The organism is Streptomyces sp. IMTB 2501 (assembly GCF_001953885.1).
Classification (GTDB): Bacteria; Actinomycetota; Actinomycetes; order Streptomycetales; family Streptomycetaceae; genus Streptomyces.
In genome coordinates, this window is record NZ_MQUS01000001.1 from 679,363 (window position 1) to 703,441 (window position 24,079).

20 protein-coding genes are annotated in these 24,079 nt (G+C 72.1%); 8 read left to right on the top strand and 12 right to left on the bottom strand.

The genetic code is table 11. The annotated features are described in order from the left end of the window. Window positions 1-5: 5 nt before the first annotated feature. On the bottom strand, window positions 6-1,037 hold the full coding sequence (locus AV521_RS03220; RefSeq protein ID WP_256725402.1) for a hypothetical protein: 1,032 nt from the start codon (window positions 1,035-1,037) through the stop codon (window positions 6-8). A gap of 151 nt (window positions 1,038-1,188) precedes the next feature. Then, window positions 1,189-2,190, bottom strand: a complete 1,002-nt coding sequence (locus AV521_RS03225; protein WP_076082926.1) for a phosphotransferase — start codon at window positions 2,188-2,190, stop codon at window positions 1,189-1,191. A 168-nt stretch (window positions 2,191-2,358) separates the two neighbouring features. On the opposite strand from AV521_RS03225, the gene AV521_RS03230 reads away from it, so the two are divergent. Beyond that, window positions 2,359-3,003, top strand: a complete 645-nt coding sequence (locus tag AV521_RS03230; protein WP_256725403.1) for a YbiU family protein — start codon at window positions 2,359-2,361, stop codon at window positions 3,001-3,003. A 63-nt stretch (window positions 3,004-3,066) separates the two neighbouring features. Here the strand turns inward: AV521_RS03230 and AV521_RS03235 are convergent, their stop codons facing one another. From AV521_RS03235 to AV521_RS03250, 4 genes are all read right to left on the bottom strand, one after another. Beyond that, entirely contained in the window at window positions 3,067-4,896 is a 1,830-nt protein-coding gene (locus tag AV521_RS03235; RefSeq protein WP_076082929.1) for a phospholipase C, read from the bottom strand. A gap of 176 nt (window positions 4,897-5,072) precedes the next feature. Further along, a complete protein-coding gene (gene efeB, locus AV521_RS03240) occupies window positions 5,073-6,296 on the bottom strand; it encodes an iron uptake transporter deferrochelatase/peroxidase subunit (protein WP_079249116.1) in 1,224 nt (407 codons plus the stop codon). Then, complete coding sequence (locus AV521_RS03245; RefSeq protein WP_076082932.1) at window positions 6,293-7,501, bottom strand: EfeM/EfeO family lipoprotein; 1,209 nt, start codon at window positions 7,499-7,501, stop codon at window positions 6,293-6,295. Before AV521_RS03245 ends, efeB begins: the two co-directional genes overlap by 4 nt. A gap of 166 nt (window positions 7,502-7,667) precedes the next feature. Next, window positions 7,668-8,444, bottom strand: a complete 777-nt coding sequence (locus AV521_RS03250; RefSeq protein ID WP_076082935.1) for a polysaccharide deacetylase family protein — start codon at window positions 8,442-8,444, stop codon at window positions 7,668-7,670. A gap of 197 nt (window positions 8,445-8,641) precedes the next feature. Here AV521_RS03250 and pip point away from each other — a divergent pair, with 197 nt between their 5' ends. Together pip and AV521_RS03260 are read left to right on the top strand one after the other, a co-directional pair. Next, window positions 8,642-9,622 (top strand): prolyl aminopeptidase, encoded by a 981-nt coding sequence (gene pip, locus AV521_RS03255; RefSeq protein WP_076082938.1) that lies wholly within the window; start codon window positions 8,642-8,644, stop codon window positions 9,620-9,622. Between the two features lie 35 nt (window positions 9,623-9,657). Continuing rightward, the gene (locus AV521_RS03260) at window positions 9,658-10,293 is read left to right on the top strand and encodes a DinB family protein (RefSeq protein WP_076082941.1); all 636 of its coding nucleotides are present in this window, start codon (window positions 9,658-9,660) and stop codon (window positions 10,291-10,293) included. 17 nt (window positions 10,294-10,310) lie between these two features. Here the strand turns inward: AV521_RS03260 and AV521_RS03265 are convergent, their stop codons facing one another. Further along, window positions 10,311-10,910 carry a TetR/AcrR family transcriptional regulator gene (locus AV521_RS03265; protein ID WP_256725404.1) on the bottom strand — a complete coding sequence of 200 codons (600 nt, stop codon included), beginning with the start codon at window positions 10,908-10,910 and terminating at the stop codon, window positions 10,311-10,313. Between the two features lie 113 nt (window positions 10,911-11,023). Here AV521_RS03265 and AV521_RS03270 point away from each other — a divergent pair, with 113 nt between their 5' ends. Next, window positions 11,024-11,872, top strand: coding sequence for an alpha/beta fold hydrolase (locus tag AV521_RS03270; RefSeq protein WP_076082943.1), 849 nt, complete (start codon window positions 11,024-11,026; stop codon window positions 11,870-11,872). Window positions 11,873-11,887: 15 nt separating this feature from the next. Here AV521_RS03270 and AV521_RS03275 read toward each other — a convergent pair whose 3' ends face one another. Continuing rightward, window positions 11,888-12,655: a GNAT family N-acetyltransferase gene (locus AV521_RS03275; protein WP_076082946.1), complete on the bottom strand. Its 768-nt coding sequence runs from the start codon at window positions 12,653-12,655 to the stop codon at window positions 11,888-11,890. A gap of 418 nt (window positions 12,656-13,073) precedes the next feature. On the opposite strand from AV521_RS03275, the gene AV521_RS03280 reads away from it, so the two are divergent. Continuing rightward, entirely contained in the window at window positions 13,074-13,640 is a 567-nt protein-coding gene (locus tag AV521_RS03280; protein WP_076082949.1) for a dihydrofolate reductase family protein, read from the top strand. 33 nt (window positions 13,641-13,673) lie between these two features. Here the strand turns inward: AV521_RS03280 and AV521_RS03285 are convergent, their stop codons facing one another. Beyond that, on the bottom strand, window positions 13,674-14,465 hold the full coding sequence (locus tag AV521_RS03285; RefSeq protein WP_076082952.1) for an SDR family oxidoreductase: 792 nt from the start codon (window positions 14,463-14,465) through the stop codon (window positions 13,674-13,676). 140 nt (window positions 14,466-14,605) lie between these two features. Here AV521_RS03285 and AV521_RS03290 point away from each other — a divergent pair, with 140 nt between their 5' ends. Then, on the top strand, window positions 14,606-15,217 hold the full coding sequence (locus AV521_RS03290) for a TetR/AcrR family transcriptional regulator (protein ID WP_076082955.1): 612 nt from the start codon (window positions 14,606-14,608) through the stop codon (window positions 15,215-15,217). Here the strand turns inward: AV521_RS03290 and AV521_RS03295 are convergent. Together AV521_RS03295 and AV521_RS03300 are read right to left on the bottom strand one after the other, a co-directional pair. After that, window positions 15,194-17,122 carry a glycoside hydrolase family 5 protein gene (locus AV521_RS03295; RefSeq protein ID WP_076082958.1) on the bottom strand — a complete coding sequence of 643 codons (1,929 nt, stop codon included), beginning with the start codon at window positions 17,120-17,122 and terminating at the stop codon, window positions 15,194-15,196. The two genes, AV521_RS03290 and AV521_RS03295, sit on opposite strands and share 24 nt — an antisense overlap. Window positions 17,123-17,247: 125 nt before the next feature. Then, window positions 17,248-19,314 (bottom strand): SpoIIE family protein phosphatase, encoded by a 2,067-nt coding sequence (locus tag AV521_RS03300; protein WP_079249090.1) that lies wholly within the window; start codon window positions 19,312-19,314, stop codon window positions 17,248-17,250. Window positions 19,315-19,498: 184 nt separating this feature from the next. On the opposite strand from AV521_RS03300, the gene AV521_RS03305 reads away from it, so the two are divergent. Further along, complete coding sequence (locus AV521_RS03305) at window positions 19,499-21,958, top strand: SpoIIE family protein phosphatase (protein ID WP_076082961.1); 2,460 nt, start codon at window positions 19,499-19,501, stop codon at window positions 21,956-21,958. An 88-nt stretch (window positions 21,959-22,046) separates the two neighbouring features. Beyond that, a complete protein-coding gene (locus AV521_RS03310; protein WP_076082965.1) occupies window positions 22,047-22,862 on the top strand; it encodes a maleylpyruvate isomerase family mycothiol-dependent enzyme in 816 nt (271 codons plus the stop codon). Window positions 22,863-22,885: 23 nt separating this feature from the next. On the opposite strand, the gene AV521_RS03315 is transcribed toward AV521_RS03310, so the two are convergent. Then, a complete protein-coding gene (locus AV521_RS03315) occupies window positions 22,886-23,980 on the bottom strand; it encodes a PP2C family protein-serine/threonine phosphatase (RefSeq protein ID WP_076083535.1) in 1,095 nt (364 codons plus the stop codon). Window positions 23,981-24,079 lie beyond the last annotated feature (99 nt).

Here is a 24,079-nt window from a genome sequence, read left to right on the forward strand (position 1 = left end):
TGCCGTCAGGTGCGGAAGCCGATGTGCACGTGGTCGTGATGGGTGGCGTCGCTGAAGAACTGCCCGGGACCGCCGCCCGACAGCAGTACGGGACCGCCCACGTTGTACGACCCGGCGTCCGCCGCGTCCCGCATGAACCGCTCGATCAGGCCACGTGACGTCGCCGGGTCGACGACCGCGTGGCCGTCGATCCGCCACACGTCGAAGGCCCGGCCACGCGGATGGTCGCTGGGCCGGCTGGTGCCGAACACGTCCAGCGGATGTCCGGAGCGGACGACGCTCACCTCCAGCCGGTACGTCCGTGCCAGAGCGAGCATCGCCCCGGCCACGCTGGTGTGCACCTGGCCGCTGCGCAGGTCCGCCACGGCGGCCGGCGGCAGCACGATACGGTCGTCGGACAGCACGGTCCGGACACCCGACGCCAACGACCGGGCGGCCGGGCCGGGTTCCGCCGGATGCAACGCGTCGACCGTCCAGTCCGCCCCCGCCCGTGACAGGCGCACGTCGACCGTCGTCCCGCCCGCGCTCACCTTGCCGCCGCGCCGGGTCCACTGCCGGCACACCACCAGAACGCTGGCCGACCGGGACAGAATCCCGCCGTACTGCGCGTCCACGACCTGCAGAGCCGCCGCGTCGGTCATCGGCAGCAGCGGTCCGGCCTGGCCCACGAGGCCCGTCGGCAGCCCGAGCGCCGCGACCCTCGCCCGCGCCGCCTCCGCACCACTGTGCCCGGCCGCCCATGTGCCGATCGCCTCGACCAGCTGCACGGCGCGCAGCTTCGCCGCCGGCTGGACTTCGGCGGACGTCGGCCGCCAGGGAGTGGTGTGCGGCAGGCCGGGGGAGGGCGACGGCGAACCGCTGTGGCTCGGGGACCCCTGGGTCGGTGCCCCTTGGCGTGGGTGCCCGGCCGGTGCCGTACGACCGGAGCACCCGGCCGCGCCGAGGGCGACTCCGGCGAGGGCGGCCAGCACGACCCGGCGGCCGGGCGGGGGAGCGGCGGGCGCGCGAGTGCGGGTGACAGGGCCCAGTGGGGTCATGGGGCCCAGTGTCCGCCCGGTGGCGGGGTTCGGGCGAGCGCGAACGGCGGGGCGCGGGGCGCGGGGCGCGGGGGCGGCTCGGTGCTCCGATCGGTACTGCACCGGTCGCGGTGCGCTGGGCTCCAGGCGCGACGACTCGCCGCCAACTCCTTCAGAACGGCGGTTCGTTGAGGAGTCCCAGAAGGGACTCGGAGCTGTGCTCGTCGCCCGAGGCCGGCCCCGACGGGTCGGGGAACGTGCGGCCCCAGGACGCCGCGCGGCCGAGGGCGCTCAGGCGCCAGGCGAGGTGTGCGGCGCACCGTAGGTCTGCCGCAGTGCGGCCGGGAGCCGTCCAGGGCTCCAGATAGGCGTCGAGCAGGCGGGGCACGACCTGCGGTCCGTACCGTGCCCGGGCCTTTTCGACCGGGATCCGCAGGCTGCAGAACGGGTGCGAGACGGCCGCGTCGCCCCAGTCGAAGAAGGTGAACCGGCCCGGTGCCGGATGGAACAGCTGGCCGTCGTGCAGGTCCGCGTGGTCCAGGGAGTCCTCGATGCCGGCGGACGCGAGTTCGGCGGACCAGTCCTCAAGGCGGGGCCGCAGCCGTTCCAGCCGGGCCCGGGCCTCCGCGCGCAGCGCGGTGTTCCCGGTGAGCAGCCTGCCGAATGCCGCGGGCAGGTCCAGGGTCCGCGCGGAGGGCACCCCGAGCTGCTCGATCTCGCGCGCGTGCGGACTCACGGCCCGCTGCATGCTCGCGTACTGGCGCAGCAGGTCCTCCCAGGCCCGCGGCTCGACCGGCGCGCGGGAGAGCACGGAGCGGAACAGCTCTCCTCCGTCGGGCAGCAGGACCCATGCCCGCTCGGCGTCGACGGCCAGCGGCTCCAGCACATGCCCCGGCACCCAGCGGGCCAGCGCGGCGGTCAGGGAGCCCTCGAAGGCGCTGGCCGGCGGATTCGCCTTGAACCAGACGGCGTCCCGCCCCTCGACGGGCACCCTCACCAGCACGGACCACGGACGCAACCGCACAGCCAGGTCACCGCCCATCCGCAGGCCGCGTGCGGCGAGCCGGTCCGCCACCCAGTCCAGGGCCGCGTCCCGCCACGACTCCCGCTCCCATGGAGTCTGCGCGTACTGGTAGGTGCTCCGGTCCACGACGATCGGACACGCACGGTACATCGCGCCATCACATCATCGCCGCCGGCAAACGACCACCCGATTTCCCGGGCGGTGCCGCCGAGCGGTCATGCGTGGGGGTGCGCGGACCGGACGATCAGGGTGCGCAGTTCGTCCACGGCACGCGTGCGTGCCCCTGTCAGTTCGGGCGCGGGTACGCATCCGGGCGCGATGCGGACCGGCGCTGGTTCGACCCCGACCGGGACGCGCTCTACCCCGACCGCATCCGCCGCCGCCCGCCGGGCACCGACTCCGGCGGCCTGGGACGCCGCGCACCGCACGGCCGGCCCGCAGTACCCGGGCTCCACCATGTGCTCGGCGTTCCGCACCGTCCAGGGCTGGACCGCGCTGTCCGACATGGACCACGACCAGCGTGTGCTGCACACCGTGCCGATCCCCGAGGCGATGGCCTGTCCGATGCTGCGCCCGCTGCTGCCGGACGTCGCCGACGACGACATGTGCGGGGTCACCGTCAACCAGGTCTTCCCCGTGAGCGAGAAGTGGCACCCGCTGCTGCTGGAGGCGCTCAGCGGCATCCCGGACGTGCGGGCCGGCGACTCCGTCTGGTGGCACTGCGACATGATCCACAGCGTGGCACCGGTGGCCGGCCAGCAAGGCTGGGGCAACGTCATGTACATCCCCGCCGCGCCCTGGTGCCCGCGCAACGAGCGGTACGCGGCCTCCGTACGCGAGGCCTTCCTCACCGGGTCCAGCCCGAGCGACTTCCCCGAGGAGCACTACGAGCGTTCCAGGTCCGGGCGTTTCACCGCCGGCCGGCTGGGCACCACCGGCCGCCGGGGCCTCGGACTCGGCTGAGCGCGGCCCGCACACGAACGCGCCCCCGGTCACCGACCGGGGGCGCGCTTCATGCGGGGAAGGTCAGGCGCGCTGCCTGCGACGCATCGTCAGGTACGTGCCGGTCGCACCCGCGGCCACCAGGGCGCCCACGCCGAGCCCGACCGGCAGGGCCGGGAAGCCGGAGGCGTCTGTCGCCGCGGCCGTGTCCTGCATCGCCGGACCCGGGGTGATGCTGGTGGACACCGGGGAAACGTGCTGGATCGGGCCGACGTGCTTGACGGAGCCGTCGGAGTTCAGCAGCACCTGCTTGTTGTTCGGGTGCCGGAAGTCGAACATGCCCGACAGCGAGCCGGCCGTCGCGTCGAAGGAGTGGTCACCGACCTGACCGGTACGCCAGTTGTCCTCGATGAACCGGGTGATCGACGCCTGGTTGGTCAGGGTGTGGTCGACCTTGTTCACCTTGCTGTACGGCGAGACGACCAGCAGCGGCTGGCGGGTGCCCGGGCCACAGCGGTCCGTGTAACCACCGGACGCCTTCGGGCCCTTCTGGCAGGCCGGGCTGTCGGTGGCCTTGCCGTTGGAGGCGACCGTGGAGTCCGTGGAGCCGTTCTTCGGGACGACGTAGGCGTGGTCGTACCAGCCGTCGGAGTCGTCGTAGGCGACCACGACCGCGGTGGACTTCCACTGCGGCGAGCTCTGGATCGCGTTGATCTGGTTGATCAGGAAGTGCTGCTCGTCGGTCGGGTCGGAGTAGCCCGCGTGGCCGTCCTGGTACGCACCGGCCTTGAGGAAGCTGACGGCCGGCAGCTTGCCCGCCTTGAGCGCGGCGGAGAAGTCGGTCAGGTCGTAGTTGTGGTTGGCCTGGCCGCCGTGGCCGATCTCCGAGACGGACTTCGGCGCCAGGTGGTGCGGGTTCGCCGTCGACTTGTAGTACGAGAACGGGTTGTGGTGCGGGCTGTAGTCCACCACGGACGCGCCGCCCACGTTGGTGTGCGCGGTGTCGCACTTGGCGTACGAGCCGGACGTGCCGTTCCACGCGGTCGACGGACGGAAGCCGCCCTGGAACCAGCCCCAGGAGACCTTCTTGGCGTTGAGCAGGTCACCGATGTTCTTGCCCTGCAGCGCCGCCAGCGCGTTGGTGCTGGTGTGGTCCTTGCCGGAGCAGTCGTCGAAGGCCGGATCCGGGTCGTTTATGACCGTGCCGACGCCCTTGGCGTCGGGCGACGCGATCGCGTAAGAGTCCGGCTTCGGGGTCTGCTTGCCGGTGGCCGGGTCCATCGAGATGGCGCCGTGCGTGTTGCCGGAGATCAGGTTCAGGGCGCCGGGCGTGGACGGGCCGTAGTTCGAGCTGTAGGCGCGGTCGCTCAGGGAGTAGTTCTGGGCGTAGTTCCACAGCCCGGTGACCGTGTTGCCGTCGTAGTAGTCCATCGCCAGGCCCGGCTCGCCGAACAGGCCGCCGCTGCACTTGTCGACCTCGGTGTTCTGCACGAACTGGTCGGCCTTGCCGCCGTTGTAGGCGTACTGCTCCGCACCGTAGGAGTGGTTCTGGTCGCAGGTCATCGCCTGCGAGGAGGACAGCCGCTTCGGCGCGTACTGGTTCGGGTTCTTCGTCAGCAGCCCGGCGTGCGCGAGGGTGTCGATGTCCTTCGGGGTGTTCTTCGACGCGGTGAACTTCGTGCCGTCCGTGTTGGCGGCCTTCGGGTACGTGGCGAAGTAGTGGTCGAAGGAGATGTTCTCGTCGAACAGCACGACGACGTGCTTGATCGGCGTCGCGGTCGAGGAGTGCCCGCCGTGCGCGGCGGCGGGCGCGGCCGCCCAGCCGGGCGCGTTGCTGCCGAGCACGGTGAGCGCGGCAGCCCCCGCCAGTGCGCCCAGGCTCCGCATCGCGGCTCGTCTTCCTCTGCTTGCCATGGTGGTCTACCCCTCCGGACAGAACGTCTGTGCGTCGTACGAGCACGCATGCTGCACCTGCTGCGCAGCGCGTCGGCTGAGCCATGATGGCGTGTAGGTGAACACCAAGTCAGGGATCTCAGGGTAAAACTTGACTGTGTGTTGACCCGGCAGGCTGAAGAGTTGTCCGGACAGGTTCAGCCGAACAGGGCGCGCCCGTACCAGTCCGAGGCGTCCCGGACACCGGGCAGCGCGAAGAAGTAGCCGCCGCCGAACGGGCTGATGTAGTCCGTCAGCGGCTCGCCCGCCAGCCGGTGCTGCACCGTCTCGAACTGCCGCTTCAGGTCCTGCTGGTAGCAGCAGAACAACAGGCCCATGTCCAGGTTGCCGTTGGCGTCCATGCCCCGGTCGTAGTTGTACGCGCGGCGCAGCAGGCGCTGGTCGGCGGTCGCGGACGTACGCGGGTTGGCGAGCCGCATGTGCGCGTCCAGCGGGATGATGTCGCCCTTGGGGTCGTCGGCGTACTTCGGGGTGTCGTGCTCGTGTTCGCCGTCCAGCGGCGCACCGGAGGAGCGGGCGCGGCCGAACATCCGCTCCTGCTCGCTGAGCGAGACCCGGTCCCAGAACTCCACCAGCATCCGTATCAGTCGCACGACTTGATAGCTGCCGCCGACCGCCCAGTCCGGCTCGCCCATGCCCTTGCCCACCCACACCAGACCGTCCATCTCGCGCGCGCTGGCGGTGTCCGGGTTGGCGGTGCCGTCCTTGAAGCCCAGGAGATTGCGCGGGGTGCCGGAGGGCCGGGGCGGGCTGGAGAAGCCGTCCAGCCGCCAGCGGACCTGAAGGGCGCCCCGGGTGTGCCGGGCGATGTCACGCAGCGCGTGCAGGGTGGTGTCCGGCTCGTCGGCGTGCAGCTGGAGGCTGAGGTCGCCGTGGCACCAGTCCGCCCGGAGATCGTCGTCCGGGAACTCGGGCATGGTGGTCAGCCGCCGGGGCCGCTGAGCGGCCAGCCCGAACCGGTCGTCGAACAGCGAGGCTCCGACGCCCACGGTGACGGCGAGCTGACCGGAGGGCAGCTGGTCGCCGAGGACGCCCGAGTCGCTGGGCGGGGCGGTGATGCCGACCGGGGACGGCGTCCCTCCGGAGGTGAGGAAGCGGGCCCGGTCGGTGAGCGTGCGCAGCAGCTCGGTCAGGTCCGCACGGCTCTCGGCGGTCACGTCGAGCGAGGCGAACACACTCGTGCGGCGCGGGGCCGCGATCGCCGAGGCCTGGTGGACGCCGTGGAAGGGGGCGACGGAATCCGTGCTGGTGGTGTCGGCGGCGGGGGCGGCGGCGCCCGTGGCGAGGCCGGCGCCCGCCAGGGCGGCACCGCGCAGAAAGCCGCGCCGGCCCAGGCCGTCGGAACGCTCGGAACTGCTCACACGGTCCTCCGCGGGTCGCACAGGGTGGCCACCGAGGCCAGCCGCTCCACCAGGTCGCCGAGCACGGAGTCGGCCTGCTCCCGCTGGGCGCGGCTCAGTGCGTCGAGCGAGGTCCAGCCGTCGCCGTGCCGGAATCCGTCGAGGGTGCGCTGCGCGCGGTCCAACTCCTTGTCCAGGCCCGGCAGATCGGCGTACCGGGTGGCGAGCAGCGGGCGCAGCCGGGACAGCACCTCGCGGGTGCCGTCCAGATTGGCGCGGGCCGTGGCGAGGTTGCTGCCGCTGCCGTGGTCGGTACGGCCGGTCAGCTCGAACTGCACGGTGTTCTCCAGGATCTCGTGCGCGCGCAGACCCAGCTGGGCGGGGTCCATACGCGTCTGCGACCAGCTGTCCCGCAGCCCGGTCACCGCCTTCACCAGCGCCGCGGCCGGGGCGCGCAGACCGGCCGCCGACTCGCCGTGCCACAGCCCGTACTCGATGCGGTGGAACCCGGCGAAGTCCTTGTCGTGCGCCCCGCCGGCCAGACCGGCGTCGGTGCCGTTGATCGCTTTGTCCGCGTCCCCGAAGGCGTCGTACGCCGCGCCCAGCCGCTCGTACACCAGATGGGCCGGCAGCCAGGCCGAGCGGGCGGCCGCGAGGTCGCCCCGGTCGATCGCGTCCTTGAGCGCCGCCGTCAGCCGGACGACGTCGTCGAGACCGCCGCCGACCCACTTCTGGTAGGCGAGCGCGGGCGGGATCAGGTCGTGCTCCGAGACGGGCGCCGCGCCCGGGCCGCGGCTGCCGCTGGTGAGGTGCACGGTGGGCCCGGTGACGGCGTCGGCGTCGTCGGGCACGCACTTGAAGGCATACGTTCCCTTGCCCAGCCGCACCGTCAACTGCCGTGTCGTACCGGGACCGATGCCCTCCACCTCGCCGTACACCGCCTGGCTGCCCGGGTCCTCCAGGTAGACCTCGGCGGCGCCGTCGGAGGAGTTGTGCAGGTCGAAGGTGTGCACCCCCGGCTCGGGACTGGTCCAGCCGCGGCCGCAGTGGCTCTGCGAGACGTCGATGACGATGTGCCCCGACGGGGCGCCGGCGGCCCGGCCGTGCCGCGGCCCGCCCAGCGAGTACGCCAGCAGCGTGCCCCCGAGGACCACGGCGAGGACGACGAACACCGCGGGCGCCGTCCGGAGACGAACGGACCGCGTGCCGAGGCGAGGCAACGGCATGGCGAGCCTTTCCGGAACGACGTACGCAACGGCCTCATGGTAGGCGCCGTTCCGGATCCGAACACCCGTCCCAAGGAGACGATGGCCAAGAATTCCCCCGGGGTTAACCGGCAGGTGGTCTGAGGCGGGCCGCCTGACCAGGCCCGCCCACCCCTCAGGGGCCGGTTCAGCGGACCGGGAATCCGAAGGAGTAGCCCTGCTGCTTCAGCCACGGCAGCAGGGTGCGCAGCGCGGCCACGGTCTGCGAGCGGTCGCCGCCCGCGTCGTGGAAGAGGATCGTCGGCCCGTTGGCCAGCTCGCGCTTGACGGTGGCGACGATGGCGGCGGTGCCCGGCCGCGAGAAGTCCTTGGAGTCCACGTTCCAGCCGAGCGGTCGCATCCCGTGCGAGGCCGCCAGCTGCCGGCTGTACGGGGTGAAGGCGCCGCCCGGAGCCCGGTAGTACATCGGCTTCACGCCACCGGACGCCTGGGTGATCTGCTGCTCGGCCTCCAGGATCTGCTGCGACTGGTAGGCCTCGGGCTTCTTGTCCATCGTGGTGTCGTGCGACACCGTGTGGTCGCACAGCCGGTGCCCGGCCGCCACCACCTGCCGGACCAGGTCGGGGTGCGCCTGGGCCTGCGGGCCGATCATGCAGAACGTCGCCTTCACGCCGTTGGCGCGCAGGACTTGGAGCACCTGCGGGGTCCAGACCGGATTCGGACCGTCGTCGATGGTGATATTGACCGCGTGCGCGCCCCCGTCCGAGGCGTGGGCGATGTCGGCGGAGACGGGCGGCTCCTTCGGCGTGGCGGGCTGCTGTGCCGAGGTGCCCGGTGCCGCCGAACCGCCGCCGGACTGGCCGGCCTGCGCGGTCCATATCGAGGTGGCGGCCGCCACCGCAGTGACCCCGACCCCCGCCGCGACCATCCGGCCGTACCATCCCCGCCCGTTGTGCCGCGTCATGTCCCGCCCCGATCTGCTTCGTGTCTGTTTGGCCCCGTGCACCCGTGTTCTGTGCACCTGTCAGGACGGTGGGGGTTGAGTGGGGGTTCAAAGGAGGATGTGGTTGTTACCGATCACGGACAATTCCAGGGCGCTTCCGCGACAGAGGACACGAAAACGCGCGGGCGGTCGGCCGGCGGAGTCGGTACGGTGCCCGGATGGCCCCCTATCCGGAGCTCGAACCGTATGCGCACGGCATGCTCGACGTGGGCGACGGCAACCACGTCTACTGGGAGACCTGCGGCAATCCGGACGGCAAGCCCGCCGTCGTCCTGCACGGCGGGCCGGGATCCGGGTGCACCCCTTACCCCCGGCGTCTGTTCGACCCGGCCGCCTATCGGATCGTCCTGCTCGACCAGCGCGGCTGCGGCCGGTCCACACCGCACGCCGGCCGCCACGACACCGACATGAGCGTCAACACCACGGCGCACCTCATGGCCGACCTGGAACTGCTGCGCCGGCACCTGGGCGTCGAACGGTGGCTGGTGTGGGGCGTGTCCTGGGGATCGGTGCTCGCGCTGCGCTACGCGCAGACCCACCCTGGCGTCGTCTCCGAGCTGGTGCTCACGGGCGTCGCCACCGGGTCGAACGCCGAAGTCGAGTTGCTGACCAGGGGACTGGGCCGGATCTTCCCGGACGCCTTCGAGCGGTTCAGGTCCGCGTTGCCGGCCGGCGAACACGACGGGAACCTCGCCGCCGCCTGCAACCGGCTGCTCGAATCACCCGACGCCGAGGTACGGGAACGGGCCGCACGGGCCTGGACCGACTGGGAGACGGCCACGATCCCGGCGCCGCCGCGCTCCGTCGCCCGCTACGAAGACCCCGTCTTCCGCATGGGCTTCGCCCGCACCGTCACGCACTACTGGGGCAACGGCCACTTCCTGGGCGCGGGCGACGACGACGGCGTGGTCCTGCGCGACGCACACCTGCTCAAGGGCATCCCGGGCACCCTCGTCCAGGGAAGCCTCGACTTCGGCAACCTCCTCGGGATCGTCTGGCGGCTCCAACAGGCCTGGCCGGACAGTGAGTTGGTGATCGTGGGCGACAGCGGACACAGCAGCGGGGCGCCGGGCATGGCGGAGGCGCTGGTGGCGGCCACCGACCGGTACGCGGCCGGCGCCGGTGGAAGGGCCCGATGACGCTCAGGAGCCCCGATGACAAACAGGAGAGCCGGATGACGACATCACCGCCCCGACTCCGCCCGCTGCTGGACCAGTTCGACTTCGCGTGCGAGCGGCTCCTCGGCCGGCTGGCCGGGCCCGTCATGGACAGTGGCGACGGTGCGGACACCGAGGTCGAGCCGCTGACCGATGACGAGTACCTCTGGGAGCCGGTCCCGGGCTGCTGGTCGGTGCGACGGCGCGCGGACGGGCCGGGGCCGCGGGCGGCCTTCCTGTCCGGCGGCGGCTCCTGGGGGCGGGACGCCGCACCGTACCCGCACCCGTGGCCACCGCCCGTCACGACTCTCGCCTGGCGCCTGAGTCACCTCACCGAGATGCTCTCCCTCCGCGCCGACCACACCGCGGGCAGCCGCGGGGCGACCCGGGAGGAGCACCCCGTCAGCGGGGACGCCGCAGGTGCGATCGCGGCCTTCGTGACCGGGGCCGCCGCCTGGCGGCAGGCACTGCTGAGCGCCGGCGACACGGCGCTGGACACCGTGGGGTACTGCACCTACCCGTACGGCAGCGACGCGGAGGAACCCTTCCTCGACATCGTGTGGTGGGTCAACCAGGAAGTGCTGCACCACGGAGCCGAGATCGCCCTGCTCCGCGACCTCTACCGGGCGAACCGAGCGAACCCGCAGACCTGACGACCTGGCCCGGTCCCTCACTTCCCGGTCAGCGCCGCCCGTACGATCGCCGCGGCCGCCGTGCCCGCCGTCCGCACCGGCCCGGAGCTGCGCGCGGCCCGGCCGAGCATGAAGGCGCCCTCCAGCAGAGCGATGACCGAGCCCGCCGTCTCCCGGGCGGAGGGCTCGGGGATGCCGCCCTGGGCGTAGTAGGCGGCCAGACGGTCGATCCAGCTGTCGAACACCTCCGAAGTGGCCTGCCGCAGCGTCTCGTTGGTGCTCGCCACCTCCATCGCGACCGTGGCGATGGGGCAGGGGTCGGCGAAGTCCAGCTCGGCGAGGGTGCCGGCCGCGGCGGCGAAGGCGTCCGCGGTGGCCGCCACCCGGTCCTCGTACGGCGTCATCAGCGTGGTGATGAGCTCCAGATAGACGGCGCCCGAGGTACGGATCACCTCCTCGCCCAACTGGGCCTTGCCGCCCGGAAAGAAGTGGTAGATCGAGCCGAAGGGAGCACCGGCCGCCTCGGCGATCTGCTTCATCCCGGTGCCGGTGTAGCCCGAACGCCGGAACAACTCGGTGCCGGCGTCCACGATGCGCCGGCGGGTCTCATGGGTGCTGATGGCCTTGCCGTCGCTCACGGGTGGCACCTCCGGTAAGCCGCTGTTGCCAAAGGGCGGTCGGCGCCTATTCTGTCACTAGAACGCTCTATCAAGTGACGACCTGACGGGCGACCGGGGGCGGAGGCACGGGCATGCCGGAGATCGAGCTGAGCGCGGGAACCATCGACTACCAGGACACCGGGGGTGACGAGCCCGTCGTGGTCCTCGCCCACGGCCTCGGCTTCGACGAGTCGGTCTGGGCCGATGTCGTCTCCGCCCTGCGCCCCGACTTCCGCGTCGTGGTCCCTGTGCTGCCCCTCGGCAGCCACCGGCGCCCGATGCGACCGGACGCGGACCTCTCCGCGCACGGCATCGCCCGCCTGCTGGCCGAGTTCATGGACCGCCTGGACCTGCGCGATGTCACCCTCGTCCAGAACGACGCCGGTACGGCCCAACTCCTCGTCGGCGTCCGGGACGACCGCATCGCCCGGCTCGTTCTGACCTCCTGCGAGGCCCTGGACAACTACCCGCCCGGCATCCAGGGCCGGATCCTGTCCGTGGCCTGCAAAGTCCCCGGCGGAATCTTCCTCCTTCTGCAGTCCTTCCGCCTCCCCGTCCTCGCCCGGATGCAGACCTCGCTCGGCGGAATGGCCAAGAAGCGGCTGCCGAAGGAACTCATCGCGCGCTGGTACGCCCCTCTGCTGAGGAACCGTCACATCCGCCGTGACTTCGCCCAGTTCCTCCGTACGACCCGTAAGGACTGCTATCTGCAAGCGGCCCGGAACCTCCCGGGGTTCACCCGCCCGGCACTGGTCGCCTGGGGCGCCGAGGACCGCATGATGCCGCCCGAGACGGGCCGCCGCCTGGCCGAACTGCTGCCGAACTCCCGCTATGTGGAGATCCCCGACGCCCGCACCCTGGTCCAGCTGGACAATCCGGCCGCCCTCACCGAGCAGATCCGCCGCTTCGCCAAGGACCACCCCGTGCCCGGGGAACGGTGACTCCCGGCGCGGAGGTCACCCTTCGAGTGAGACGTACAGGCGCGTGCCGCCAGGCCGGAAACCGACCCTCTCGTACACGCGGCGGGAGCCCTCGCCCGAGTACTCCAGCCACACGGACTCCGCTCCGCGGCCGAACATGGTCCCGGCCAGCGTCGAGGTGACCGCGGCAGCGATGCCGCGCCCCCGGTACGCGGGCAGGGTGCCCACACCCGCCAGCTCGGCCGTGCCCTCGGCGGGCGCCGAGCAGAGGGCGCCGCCGGCACAGCCGCCGCCCCGAGCACGGACGAACCGTACGGCCCCGCCGCTCTCCTCGGTCCGCCGCAACCGTGCCGCGCCCTCCGGGGACGGCTCCCATTCGCCGCCGAAGGCCTCGGCCAGGGCGATGTCGAGCGCGGTGTAATCCGCCTCGCCGACCGGGGCCGTCACCTCGACCGGGGCCGTCGAGTCAGGGACGGCGCCGGGCAGGGTCAGGGTGGCGGGGGTGCAGACCAGGTACTCGTGCATCGCCTCCGTGCCGAAACCCGCCCGGCGCAGCGCGGGTTCCACGGCGGGCGCGGCGTCCGGGGCGAACTCCAGCCGGGGCTTGAGTCCGCGTTCGCGGAACACGGCGATCAGGCCGGCGACGTCCCGGTCGGTGGGCTCGGCGCCCGGGACGGGGGTGGCGTAGTTGATGTAGGGGCTGGTCGTCGTGGGGTCGAACCCCACGACGAAACCGCCGGCTTCATGCGTCTCCGGCCGGCGCAGTAGGTGGGCGACGGCAAAGCTCTGGACATCGGTGCGCACTACGAGTCCTCACGGTGAAGGCGGCCACGGGCCATGGGGGCCGGGGCGTGGCCAGGCATACGGGAACGGCCTCTGCGAGGAGGCGGACGGTGTACGGGACACCGCGTCGTCGGACCGCCGTGAGAAGGCGCGAGAGGTACCGGAGAACGCTGCTTCGGAGCAGACGGCTCAGTACCGACGGCGGCCGCTGGGGGACGCCGGAACCATGGACTTCAGTCCTTCATCGGGAGTGATCGGACGTGCTTTCGGCCACGGTGAGCCTGCCACAGCCAGGGAGGGGCTGACAAGCGATCACCGATGGCGATCGGTGCGATTCTCGGCGGTGTGTCGAAGCGCGCGTGGCTCGTTCGACGCTTGGGTGGAGGCGGGATCCGCCTCGGGAGAACAGAGCGAAGAAGAACAGACCCAAGGAGACGCCATGAAGATCCGTGCCCGCGTGAGCATGAGCGCCGACGGCTGTGTGACCACACCGTCCGGATGGCCGGTGCTGACGGCCGACCCCGCTTTCGTGTCCGGCGAGAGCCATGGCATCCGGGAGTTCCTCGAAGGGTGCGAGGCGGCGCTGATGGGCCGTACCACCTTCGAGCCCGCGCTGACCAACAACCGCTGGCCCTGGCCGAACCTCGATGTGTTCGTGCTCGGCTCCCATCGCCCGGCCGGCACCCCGGACCACGTCGTCACCGACAGCGATCCGGCGCGGCTGCTGGAGAAGGTCCGCGCGGCCAACCGCGGCGGCGACGTGCATCTCGTCGGCGGTGCGCGCACCATCCAGGCCTTTCACGCCCTCGGCGCCCTCGACACGCTGGAGCTGGTCATCGTGCCGCTGCTGTTCGGCGGCGGGACGCGGCTGACGCCCGCGCTCGACCCGTCCGCCGGGCTCACCTTCCAGCGCGAGCGCGCCCTGCCGGGCGGGTCGGTGGAGATCGTCTACTCCTGCAAGGGCAGCCGGCCGCCACTGCCGGGCGCCCCCGCGAGCCAGCGCTGAGTCACGGAGGGCGAAGAGGGTGCCAGAGGAGTCTCAGCGGCTGGAGCGCTGCGCATCCACGATCGCGTGCACGGTCGGCTCCGCCCCCGCCAGCCGCTGCACCCGCTCCGCGAAGCCCGGGAACTGCGACGCGACCTTGGTGAGGAAGCGCAGCTCGGGCGGTGCCACGTTGATCTCGGCGGCATCGCGTTCGATGGCTCGCATCACGCCCTTGCAGACCTGCTCGGGCGAGACGGTGCGGACACCGCCGGGCGTCGACGAGCCCGTCTTCGCGAACATGCCCAGCTCGCGTACGAAACCCGGCTGGACGATCGAGACGCCGACACCCGTGCCGTGCAGATCCTGGCGGAAGGCCAGCGAGAAGCCGCGCAGCCCGAACTTCGTCGCGGTGTACAGGGACGACGACTTGGTGGCCGCCATGCCGGACAGCGACCCGACGAAGCAGAGGTGGCCGCGTCCGGCGGCCACCATCGCGGGAGCCAGCAGCCGGGCGAGCATGGCAGGAGCGCGCAGATTCACCGCTAGGGCCCGGTCGATCTGCTCCGGCGTGTAGTCGAGGACGTCACCGCTGGAGGGCAGGGCCGCGTTGGCGATCAGGATGTCCGTACCGGCGGCCTCTGCGGCCAGCCGCTGCACGTCGTCGGCGTCGGCCAGATCGGCCGCGATCGTCCGGGCGCCGTAACGCTCGGCGAGGGGTTCGAGTGCCTCGGTCCGCCGGCCGGTGAGCACGAGGCGGGCGCCACGAGCGGACAGCTCGGCGGCCAGCGCGCCGCCGATGCCGCCGGTGACACCGGTGAGCAGAACGGTCGACCCGGCAATGTGCACGGCTACCCTCCAGTCCGGTCCTGTTCGTTCGAACGAACACTAGGGAGCGCGGACGGCCCTGTCCACCGGTGCTGCAAGGCGGGATGGGAAGGCGGCGCTGGAAGGCGGTGCCGGAAACCGGTGATGGAAGAATGCACGCCATGCCGCACGCCCCTCACCCCGCCCCGATGCGCCAGCGCATCATCACCGCCGTACTGCGGATCATCGGTGAGGACGGAGTCGCGGCGGTCACGAACCGGCGGATCGCCAAGGAGGCGGGCGTGTCCCTCGGTTCGGTCACCTACCACTTCGAGACCCAGCACGATCTGCTGCGGGAGAGCCTGCTGTATTTCGTGCGCGAGGAGGCGCGGCACTTCACCGAACTGGCCGAGCAGTGCCAGACGGAGGGCCTCGCCGTCGAGGACGCGGCGTCCCTGGCCGGCCAGGTCGCCTGTGGCACGGCGCTGGACAGCGCCCATCTCGCACCCTTCGAGCTGTATCTCCACGCCGGGCGGGACGCACGGCTGCGGGAGGCGGCGGCCGAGGCCTTCCGGGCCTACGACCTGCTCGCCGCTCGCATCCTCACCGCGCTGGGCGTTCCGGACGCGGAGCGCCTGGCCGCCACGACCGTCGCCCTCGTGATGGGCCTGCAACTGCGCCGGCTGGCCACGGGCAGCCCCGTGGACGACCTGGTCGACGCCCTCCTGCTGCTGGTGCGCGGCGCCGACGACCGGTCGTCCGGGGCCGCTTCAGGGGAGCCGGCGGCACAGTAGGGCGTCGGGCCCGGGGCGGCTGCCCACCCGGGTGGTGTAGGCGATTCCGGCGGCGTATTCGTCGTCACCGCACTGGCCCTTGTAGTCGCCGTACACGAAGTCGCCGCCGGCGGCTCCGGTGGGACGGTTGTCGGACCGGTCGAACCACACCGTGCGGCCCGCTCCCGCCAGCGGGTTCCGGGCGGGCACGCACAGGGCCGCCGAGACCCGCTCGCCGCGGGCGCTGTACCCGACGAGGAAACTTCCCTCGGGGCACTGCAGTTTGGCGTAGCCCGACGCCCAGTCGCCGCTGGCCGGGACATAGCGCTCGTCCGTGACCACCGTCTGCCCGCCGGCGGCCGCACGCGGATCGCCCGGGCCGCCGCCGGTGCTGTCGGTGCACAGCCCTCGCCCACTGGTGTGGCCGAGGCCGATGAGCCGCAGCCCGTCGGGGCAGGTGGCCTTGTAGGCCCCCGGATCCCAGTCCCCGGTGGCCCGCACCCGCACCGACTCCACCGCGTCGCCATGGTCGATGGCGAGCATCCGCCAGACCGGAACCGCCGCCACCGGCCCGGTCTCGCTCGGCGCCGTCATGAGGTGCTGCCAGGCTGCGGCATGCCAGTCGCCCGCGTCGAGGATGCCGGAGCGATGCCCGGTCTCGTCGTACTGGAGCAGCGCCCAGTCGTCGTGGCCCGCGAAGCCGACCAGCGGCCAGAAGGCGAAGTCGGTGTCGTGGCCGGCGAAGTAGTCGGTGATGCTGCCGAACCAGGTGCGCGCGGCCGGACTGGTCTCGCCCGCGCCGATGCCGAACTCGCTGACCCAGACCGGTGCGGTGTAGTGCCGGTCCGGCTCCTCCACGAAGAACGCCTCGTCGTGGAGCGCTGTGTACAGGTCGTCGCGGCTCAGGTCCTGGTAGCGGGGGTCATGGGTCTCGCCGACGCCGGTCGCGCCGCTGTGGTGGGGGCCGGTGTAGCCGTAGAAGTGCGCAGAGTAGACCAGCTTGTGGGCGTCGACGAGGGTGTGGGACAGCGTGCCGGCTGGGGTCAGCACAGGGCGCCCGTGGGGGAGTCCGTCCGCGGGTATCCCGGTCCAGTTGATGCCCTCGACGACGATCAGGAGCCGTGGGTTGGCCTCCGTGAGGATGCGGTCGGCGGCGAGCCGGGCCGCGGCGTACCAGTCGTGGTCGTCGCCCAGGCCCCAGTTGGGGTCGTCCAGGACGTCGCGCCGTACCTCGTTGTACAGGTCCGCGCCCACCACCCGGGGGACGGAGGCGTAGCGGCGGGCCATGAAGACCCAGTCGTCGGCCCAGGCCTGGGCCGACTGCGAGCTGTTCCAGCGCTCGTTGCCGTCGATGCCGCAGCACCAGCGCGAGGTGTTGGTGTGGTTGTTCAGGATCACGGCGAACCCGCCGGCGCTGAGCGCGTCGACCACGGCGTCGTAGATCTGCAGCGGTGTCCTGCCGCGCAGTCGGGGATTGGCGGTCACGGCGCTGTCGGGCACCGGGGTCGTGTTGTGGATCATCGCGTTCGAGAACGGCAGCCGGATGGTATTGAGGCCCAACTGGTGGAAATCGTTGAGGAGTTGGTCCAGCGGTACGCGGTCCAGACCGAGGGGGATGCCGTGCGAGTCCTGGCCGGCATGGTGGTTGGCGGGATCGCCGATGCTGCCGCTGCCCGTCCACGAGCCTTGTGCGCCGTCCCAGTTGGCGCCCTTCAGGCGGAAGCGGTTGCCCTGACTGTCGACGATGTAGCGCCCTTGCGTGGACAGCGGCGGGGACCAGGCGGCCGGGGCTGCGGCCACAACTTCACTCGAAGGGTGGTGAGTTGACCCCTTGGGCGCGGGGGAGGCCGCGGTGGACGTGGTGGTGACGAGCAGGAAGCCCGCGACTGCGACGGCCAGGCGCAGGGCGGCAGGTGCGATCGGCATCTGGGGAGCCCTCGACGGTAGGGGGTGGGGGAGACTGCGGCGACCAGGGTGACGACGTCGGCCCGGTGGGCGGAGTGTCCACCACGTGACACGGTTCAGGGAAGGGCCTCGTGCCACCGGGCGGTCTACAGGGCGCGGGCGATGAGCAGGGCCACGTCGTCGTGGTCGTCCGGGTTGCGCAGTCCGTACAGCAGGACGTCGCAGGTCTCCTCCAGCGGCCGGTGCGGTTCGCCGAGGAGGTCCAGCAAGGCGTTCAGCCGGTCGTCGATGGCGTGCTGACGGGTCTCCACGAGGCCGTCGGTGTAGAGGACCAGCAGATCACCGGGGCACAGCGTGACCGTGGTGGTCTCGAAGCCGACGCCGCCCACGCCGAGCGGCGCCCCGGCCGGCAGGTCCAGGAGTCTCGGCGGCAGGCCGGGGCGCGCGAGCGCGGGCGGCATGTGGCCGGCGTTGGCGATGCTGCACTGACCGGTGCGGGGGTCGTACACCGCGTACAGGCAGGTGACGATGTAGTGCTCCAGATCGCAGGTGATCTTGTCCAGGTGCTGGAGCACCGCGCCGGGCGCGAGGTCGACATCGGCGTAGGCGCAGGTGGCCGTGCGCAGTCGGCCCATGGTGGCCGCCGCGTCGATGCCGTTGCCCATGACGTCGCCGACCACCAGGGCGGTCTTGTCGTCGGCCAGCGGGATGACGTCGTACCAGTCGCCGCCGACCTCGCTGGTGGCCTGCGCGGGCTGGTAGCGGGAGGCGAGTTCCAGGCCCGTGTGGTGCGCCGAGTGGTCGGGCAGCAGACTGCGCTGCAGGGTGAGCGCGGTGTTGCGGACGCTCTGGAACCAGCGGGCGTTGTCGATGGCCACGGCGGCCCGGCCGGCGAGTTCGGCGGCGAGGATCACGTCGTCCTCGTCGAAGGGCGCTGGATTGAGGGTCCGCTTGAGGTCCAGGGCGCCGAGCACCTCGCCGTGCGCGATCAGCGGCACCGCGAGATACGAGTGGACACCGGCCTCCGCCAGCAGGGTGCCGGCCGCCGTGTCCCGGGCGATGCGCGGCAGATCGCGCGGCCCCACGTGGGACACCAGGACCGGTCGCCCGGTGTGTACGCACAGGGTGACCAGGCGGTCACCCGCGTAGGCCGCGATGTCGCCGGGAGCGTCGGCGGCGCGCAGCGCGACCGTGGGGTGGGCCGCCTTCAGAGCGAGGGCCCGGAACAGCTCAGGCCCGTTGTCCGGTCTGCGTACCCGACGGCAGGACAGCGCGGAGTCGAGGACGTCCACGGCGACCACGTCGGCCAGCGCCGGTGCGGCGATCTCGGCCAGCTCATGGGCCGTCTGCTCCACGTCCAGCGTGGTGCCGACCCGCGCGGAGGCATCCGCGATCAGCGCCAGGCGCCGTCGCGCCCGGTCGGCCTCGGCCGCCGCGCGGTGCCGCTCGGTGACGTCGACGACCGAGGCGGCCGCGCCCAGGACCCGCCCACCGGGATCCTCCAGGCGGTAGAAGGACAGCGACCAGGCGTGCTCCTGGCCGGGATCGGACGGGGGACGGCCGACGTGGTACTGGTCCAGCAGCGGTGTACCGGTGGTGAGTACCTGGCGCAGGGCCGACTCGACGGTGTCGAAGTCCGGCAGGGGCAGCGTCTCCCGCAGGTGGCGGCCGATGTGCTCCTCGGCGGGAATGCCGTCGATCCGCTCCAGCGCCGGGTTGACCAGGAGATACCGCAGCTCGGGGTCGAGGAGGGCCAGACCGATCGGGGACTGGTTGATCAACTGCTCGCACAGCGCCAGATCGGTCTCGACGCGCTGGAGCAGCGTGTGGTCCGCCGCGATACCCAGGGCGTAGACGTCCCCGAGATCGTCGAGCAGCCGCATGGTCCGGAACTCGGTCAGCCGGCTGCCGCCGTCCTTGTGCCGGACCGGAAACGCTCCGGCCCAGCCCCGGCCGGTCTCCAGGACCTCGGTGAACAGACTCACCACGGCCTGCAGATGTTCCGGCTGGATGAGCAGCCGTGCCGCGTGCTTGCCGAGCGCCTCCTCCGCGGAGTATCCGAAGAGGTCTTCGGCCTGCGGGGTCCAGAAGACGATGCGACCACGGGTGTCCAGCGCCACCGCGGCCACGCTCAGCACATCCAGCAGCCCGGTCGGCCGGGGCAGCTCGGCTTGCTGCTCGTCGTGACCGGCTTCGAAGGAGTCCACTGCCATGCCGGGTTCACCTCCGCCGGCCGGGCGGGCCCGCGCGGGCGCTGACGGCCGGTCCTTCCATGGTCGCTCCGGCCACGGCCCGGCCCAACCGCACGGCGCCGCGTCGGGCAGACCCGTCAACATTCCGCAGTATCCCTGCACATCACCTTACAAACAGGCTCATAGTGGTATATGGGTGTAACTCATGGAATCAGCGCGAGAGGGCTTCGCCGCGGGCCCGCCCAGGGGACCGGGTGGTCTCTTCGACGCGTCCACCGACGCGGCCGCGGTGATATCGGAACACGGCGTCGTGGCCGGCTGGACCCGCAGCGCCGAAGTGCTCCTCGGCTACGCGGCACCGGACGTCGTCGGTGCCTCCGCCGCGCGCCTGCTCGCCATGCCCGAGGATCCGGCACGGCTCGCCGGTGTCGTGGCGCGGTGCCGCGCCGGAAACGGCTGGAGCGGCCAGATCGCCGTACGGCACCGGGACGGCCGCCGCCTCGACGTCCAGCTACGGATATCGGCGTCGTTCCGGATGGGCACCGCCGAGTGCTTCCTGGCGTCGGCTCGCGCACGGCCGTCGCGGTGGACCATGGGCCAGTCGGTCCTGGACGGGTTCCTGACCCGCTCGCCGGTCGGCCTGGCCGTCCTGGACACCGAGCTGCGGTACGTCTGGGTGAACGACACCCTGGAACACATCAGCGGGGTCCCCCGTGACGAGCGGCTCGGGAAGCGGCTGGGCGAGCTGCTGCCCGGGCTGCAGGCGGCGGGCCTGGAAGGCCTGATGCGCGAGGTGCTCGCCACCGGCGCGCCGGTGACCGACTACGAGTACGTGGGCTGGAGCTGGGCCGACCCGCACCGCCAGCACGCCTACGCGACCTCGTTCTTCCCGCTGGTGGACGCCGAGGACGCCGTCACCGGCGTCTGCTACATGGTCCAGGACGTCACCGAGCGCTGGAACGCCCGCCAGATGCTGACCATGGTCAACGAAGCCGGCACCAGCATCGGCCGGACCCTCGACGTGATGCGGACCGCCCAGGAACTCGCCGACTTCGCCGTCCCCCGCTTCGCGGACTTCGTGTTCGTCGATCTGCTGGAACCCGTGCTCAGCACCGAGGGTCACGGAGCGTGGCTGAGCGACGCCGGACCCGCGCCCGTCGGGCTGGCGATGCGCCGTGCCGCACTGCGCTCGGTGCGCGAGGGCACCCCCGAGGCCGTCGCACAGGTCGGCGACCAGGTCGACTTCCTCCCGCCGCCCCACGACACCCGCCTGCTCATCGACGGTGAGCCGCTGCTCATCCCGGTCCTCGACCCGGCCGACGAACTGTGGACCGCCAAGGAACCCCTGCGCGTGGCACGCATCCGCGAGTTCGGCCTGCACTCGGTCATCTTCGCGCCGATGCGGGCGCGGAACACCGTACTCGGCCTCACCATGTTCGCCCGGTCGCTCAACCCCGTCTCCTTCGGGACCGACGACGTCATGCTGGCCCGGGAACTCGTGGCACGCGCGGCGGTGTGCGTGGACAACGCCCGCCGCTACACCAGGGAACACACGGCGGCGGTCACCCTCCAGCGCAGCCTGCTGCCACCCGCCCTGACGGGCGGCACCGCGCTGGAGGTGGCCTCCTCCTATCGGCCGGCGGATCCCTGCGGCGGCGTCGGCGGCGACTGGTTCGACGTGATCCCGCTGTCCGGTGCCCGCGTGGGCCTCGTCGTCGGTGACGTCGTGGGCCACGGCATCACCGCGGCGGCCGGCATGGGCCGGCTGCGCACGGCCGTCCAGACTCTCGCCGCCATGGAGATGCCCCCCGACGAGCTGCTCGCCCACCTCGACGACCTCGTGTTCCGGCTCAGCGACGAGGAGGCCGCAGCGGGCACAGCCGCCCGGAGCACCTTCATCGGCGCGACCTGCCTCTACGCCGTCTACGACCCGGTCACCCAGCGGTGCGCGATGGCTCGGGCCGGACACCCGCCGCCCGTCGTCGTGGCACCGGACGGACCGGCGTACTTCCCGGAGATCCCCGCCGGACCTCCGCTCGGGCTCGGCGGAATGGCCTTCGAGGCCACCGAGATCGAACTTCCCGAGAACAGCCTCTTCGGCCTCTACACCAACGGCCTCATCGAGGGCTGCGACCACGACGTGGAGCGCGGCATGTCCCTGCTCGCACAGGCCCTCACCCGCACCGACGAGGCCCTGGACGCGCTGTGCACCTCCGCCGTGCGCACGCTCGTGCCCGTGCCACAGTCCGACGACATCGCTCTGCTCTTGACCCGCACCCATGTGCTCGGCGCCGACCGGATCGCCTCCTGGGACGTACCCCCCGACCCGGCCGCCGTCGCCACCCTGCGCGCCCGGGCCACCCACCAGGTCGAGGAGTGGGGCTTCGGTGCGGAGGCAGCCATGACGACGGAACTCATCGTGAGCGAACTCGTCACCAACGCCCTCCGCTACGCGACCCCGCCCATCCGGCTTCGCCTGCTCCGCGACTCCCGCCTCACCTGCGAGGTCTCCGACGCCAGCAGTACGGCCCCCCGGCTCAGGCACGCCAGGAGCACGGACGAGGGCGGCCGCGGGCTCTTCCTGGTCGCCCAGCTCGCCCAGCGCTGGGGGGCCCGGTACACCGCCGAAGGGAAGATCATCTGGGCCGAACAGGAGATCCCCTGAGCCGCGATTTGCCTTCGAGTGGACTCCAGCGGCCAGACTGTCGACGACGGAATCCGTGCCGAGAACCAGAACAGGATGGCGGCGGCCGATGGCAGCGACACACGAGGCGGGGCATCCCCTGCCGTACGACACCTACCGCGAGGCCATCGCCCGCGAGACCCTGCGCTTCGCCGAGGCGGTCCGGGGCGCCGACCCGGCGAGCGCCGTGCCGTCCTGCCCCGGCTGGACCCTGGCCGACCTCACCCGGCACGTGGGAGCGCTGCAGCGCTGGTTCTCCACCCTGCTGACGGGGCTGGTGCAGGAGCCGCCCCGCAGCCGGGACGTCGAGCTGGAGCTGCCGGAGAACGCACGCGACTATCCCGACTGGGTGGCGGCGGGCGTGCCCGGTGTGGCGGCCGTCCTGCGGGACACCGATCCCGACGCGCCGATGTGGGTCTGGGGCGAGGACCGGCACGCACGGTTCTGGGCGCGCCGGATGCTGTTCGAGACGCTGGTGCACCGGGTGGACGCGGAGCACGCCGTCGGCCTGACCTCCGACATCGACCCCGCGCTCGCGGCGGACGGCGTGGACGAGTTCCTCGTCAACCTGCCCTACGCGGGTCTCTTCGCCCCCGGCGTGACCAAACTGCGCGGCGACGGCGAGACCCTCGCGTTCCGGTGCGCGGGACCCGACGGCGGATCTGCCGAGGAGTGGCGGATGCGGCTGGGCCCGGACGGCTTCCGCCCCCTGACGGGAGCGGACCGCGAGGCCGAGGCGTCCGCGCCGGTCACAGCGGCGGTCGACGGCCGGGCGGCGGACCTCCTGCTCCTTCTCTACGGCCGGCGGTCGTACGAGGACCCGGCCTTCGAGATCTCGGGACAGCGCGCGGTCCTCGACAACTGGTTCGCCCACACGGCCTTCTGACCCCCTACCGGCAGGGGCCGGGCTCACTCGGCCGGCGACGTCGCCGACGGCCCCTCGGGAACCAGACAGACCGCGAGCGCCGCGGTGTCGTCCTGCATTCTGTTGCGGCTGTAGGCCAGCAGATCGTCGTGGAGCCGTTCGAGCAGCTCCTTCGGCGGCAGGGGACCCCAGGCGCGCAGCCGCTGCAGCAGCGGATAGAAGGCGCCCGTCGCGTCCCGCGTCTCCGTGACGCCATCCGTGTACAGCAGCAGCTGATCGCCGGGCCGGAACGGGTACTCGTCGACGCGATACGGGTCCTTGACCAGCATCCCGAGGTTCAGGGGCGGCGCCGGCCGCCCGCTGTCCAGTTCGCGCACCTCGCCGGCGCGCAGGGAGATCGGCGGCGGATGGCCGCAGTTGACGATGCGGACGTGACGGCCGTCGGCGGGGATCTCGGCGAACACCGCGGTGACGAACCGTTCGCCCGTCTCGGTTCCGCCGAGTTGCGTCGCCCTGCGGTTCATGCTCGTGTCCGCCCGGCCGGCCAGCGCGGGCAGATCGGGTTCGTCGTAAGCCGCCTCGCGGAACGCACCGAGCAGCGTGGCGGCGGTCTCCACCGCCAGCAGCCCCTTGCCGCGGACGTCGCCGATGAGCAGACGGACCCCGAACCGGGTGGGGACCGCCTCGTACAGATCACCCCCGATGCGTGCCTCCGCGCTCGCGGACAGATAGAGGCTCTCCAGACGGAGGTTGCCGATGTGGTGCGGTACGGGACGCAGCAGGACGCGCTGCGCGGTCTCGGCCACGAACCGGACGTCGGCGAGCGTGCGTTCCCGCCGGATCCGGTGGGCGGCCAGGATCGTGCCGAGGCCGCCCACCAGAGCCGTACAGATGTAGGACGCCACGTAGTGACGGTCCCAGAGATAGCCGACGGAGCGGCCCGCGCAGCACGGCGTACCCGCCAGCACCCCTTCGAGGGCGACGGAGAACACCGTGGCGGCGGCGACGCCCACCGGCCCGTGCGCGAACGCGGCGAGCACGGGCACGGAGATCAGCGCGAAGCTCACCGGCCAGTCCACGGGCGTGGCGGGCTCCAGGGCCAGGACGGCCGCGACGTAGAGGACCGGAAGCCAGCGCAGCCACAGCGGCGGCGCCGGCAGCCGAGGCGCGGCGGCGTCCTCCGGCTCCCGGCCGGTCCGTTCGTCCTTCACCCGACCAGCCTGGTGCGCCGCGCCGCC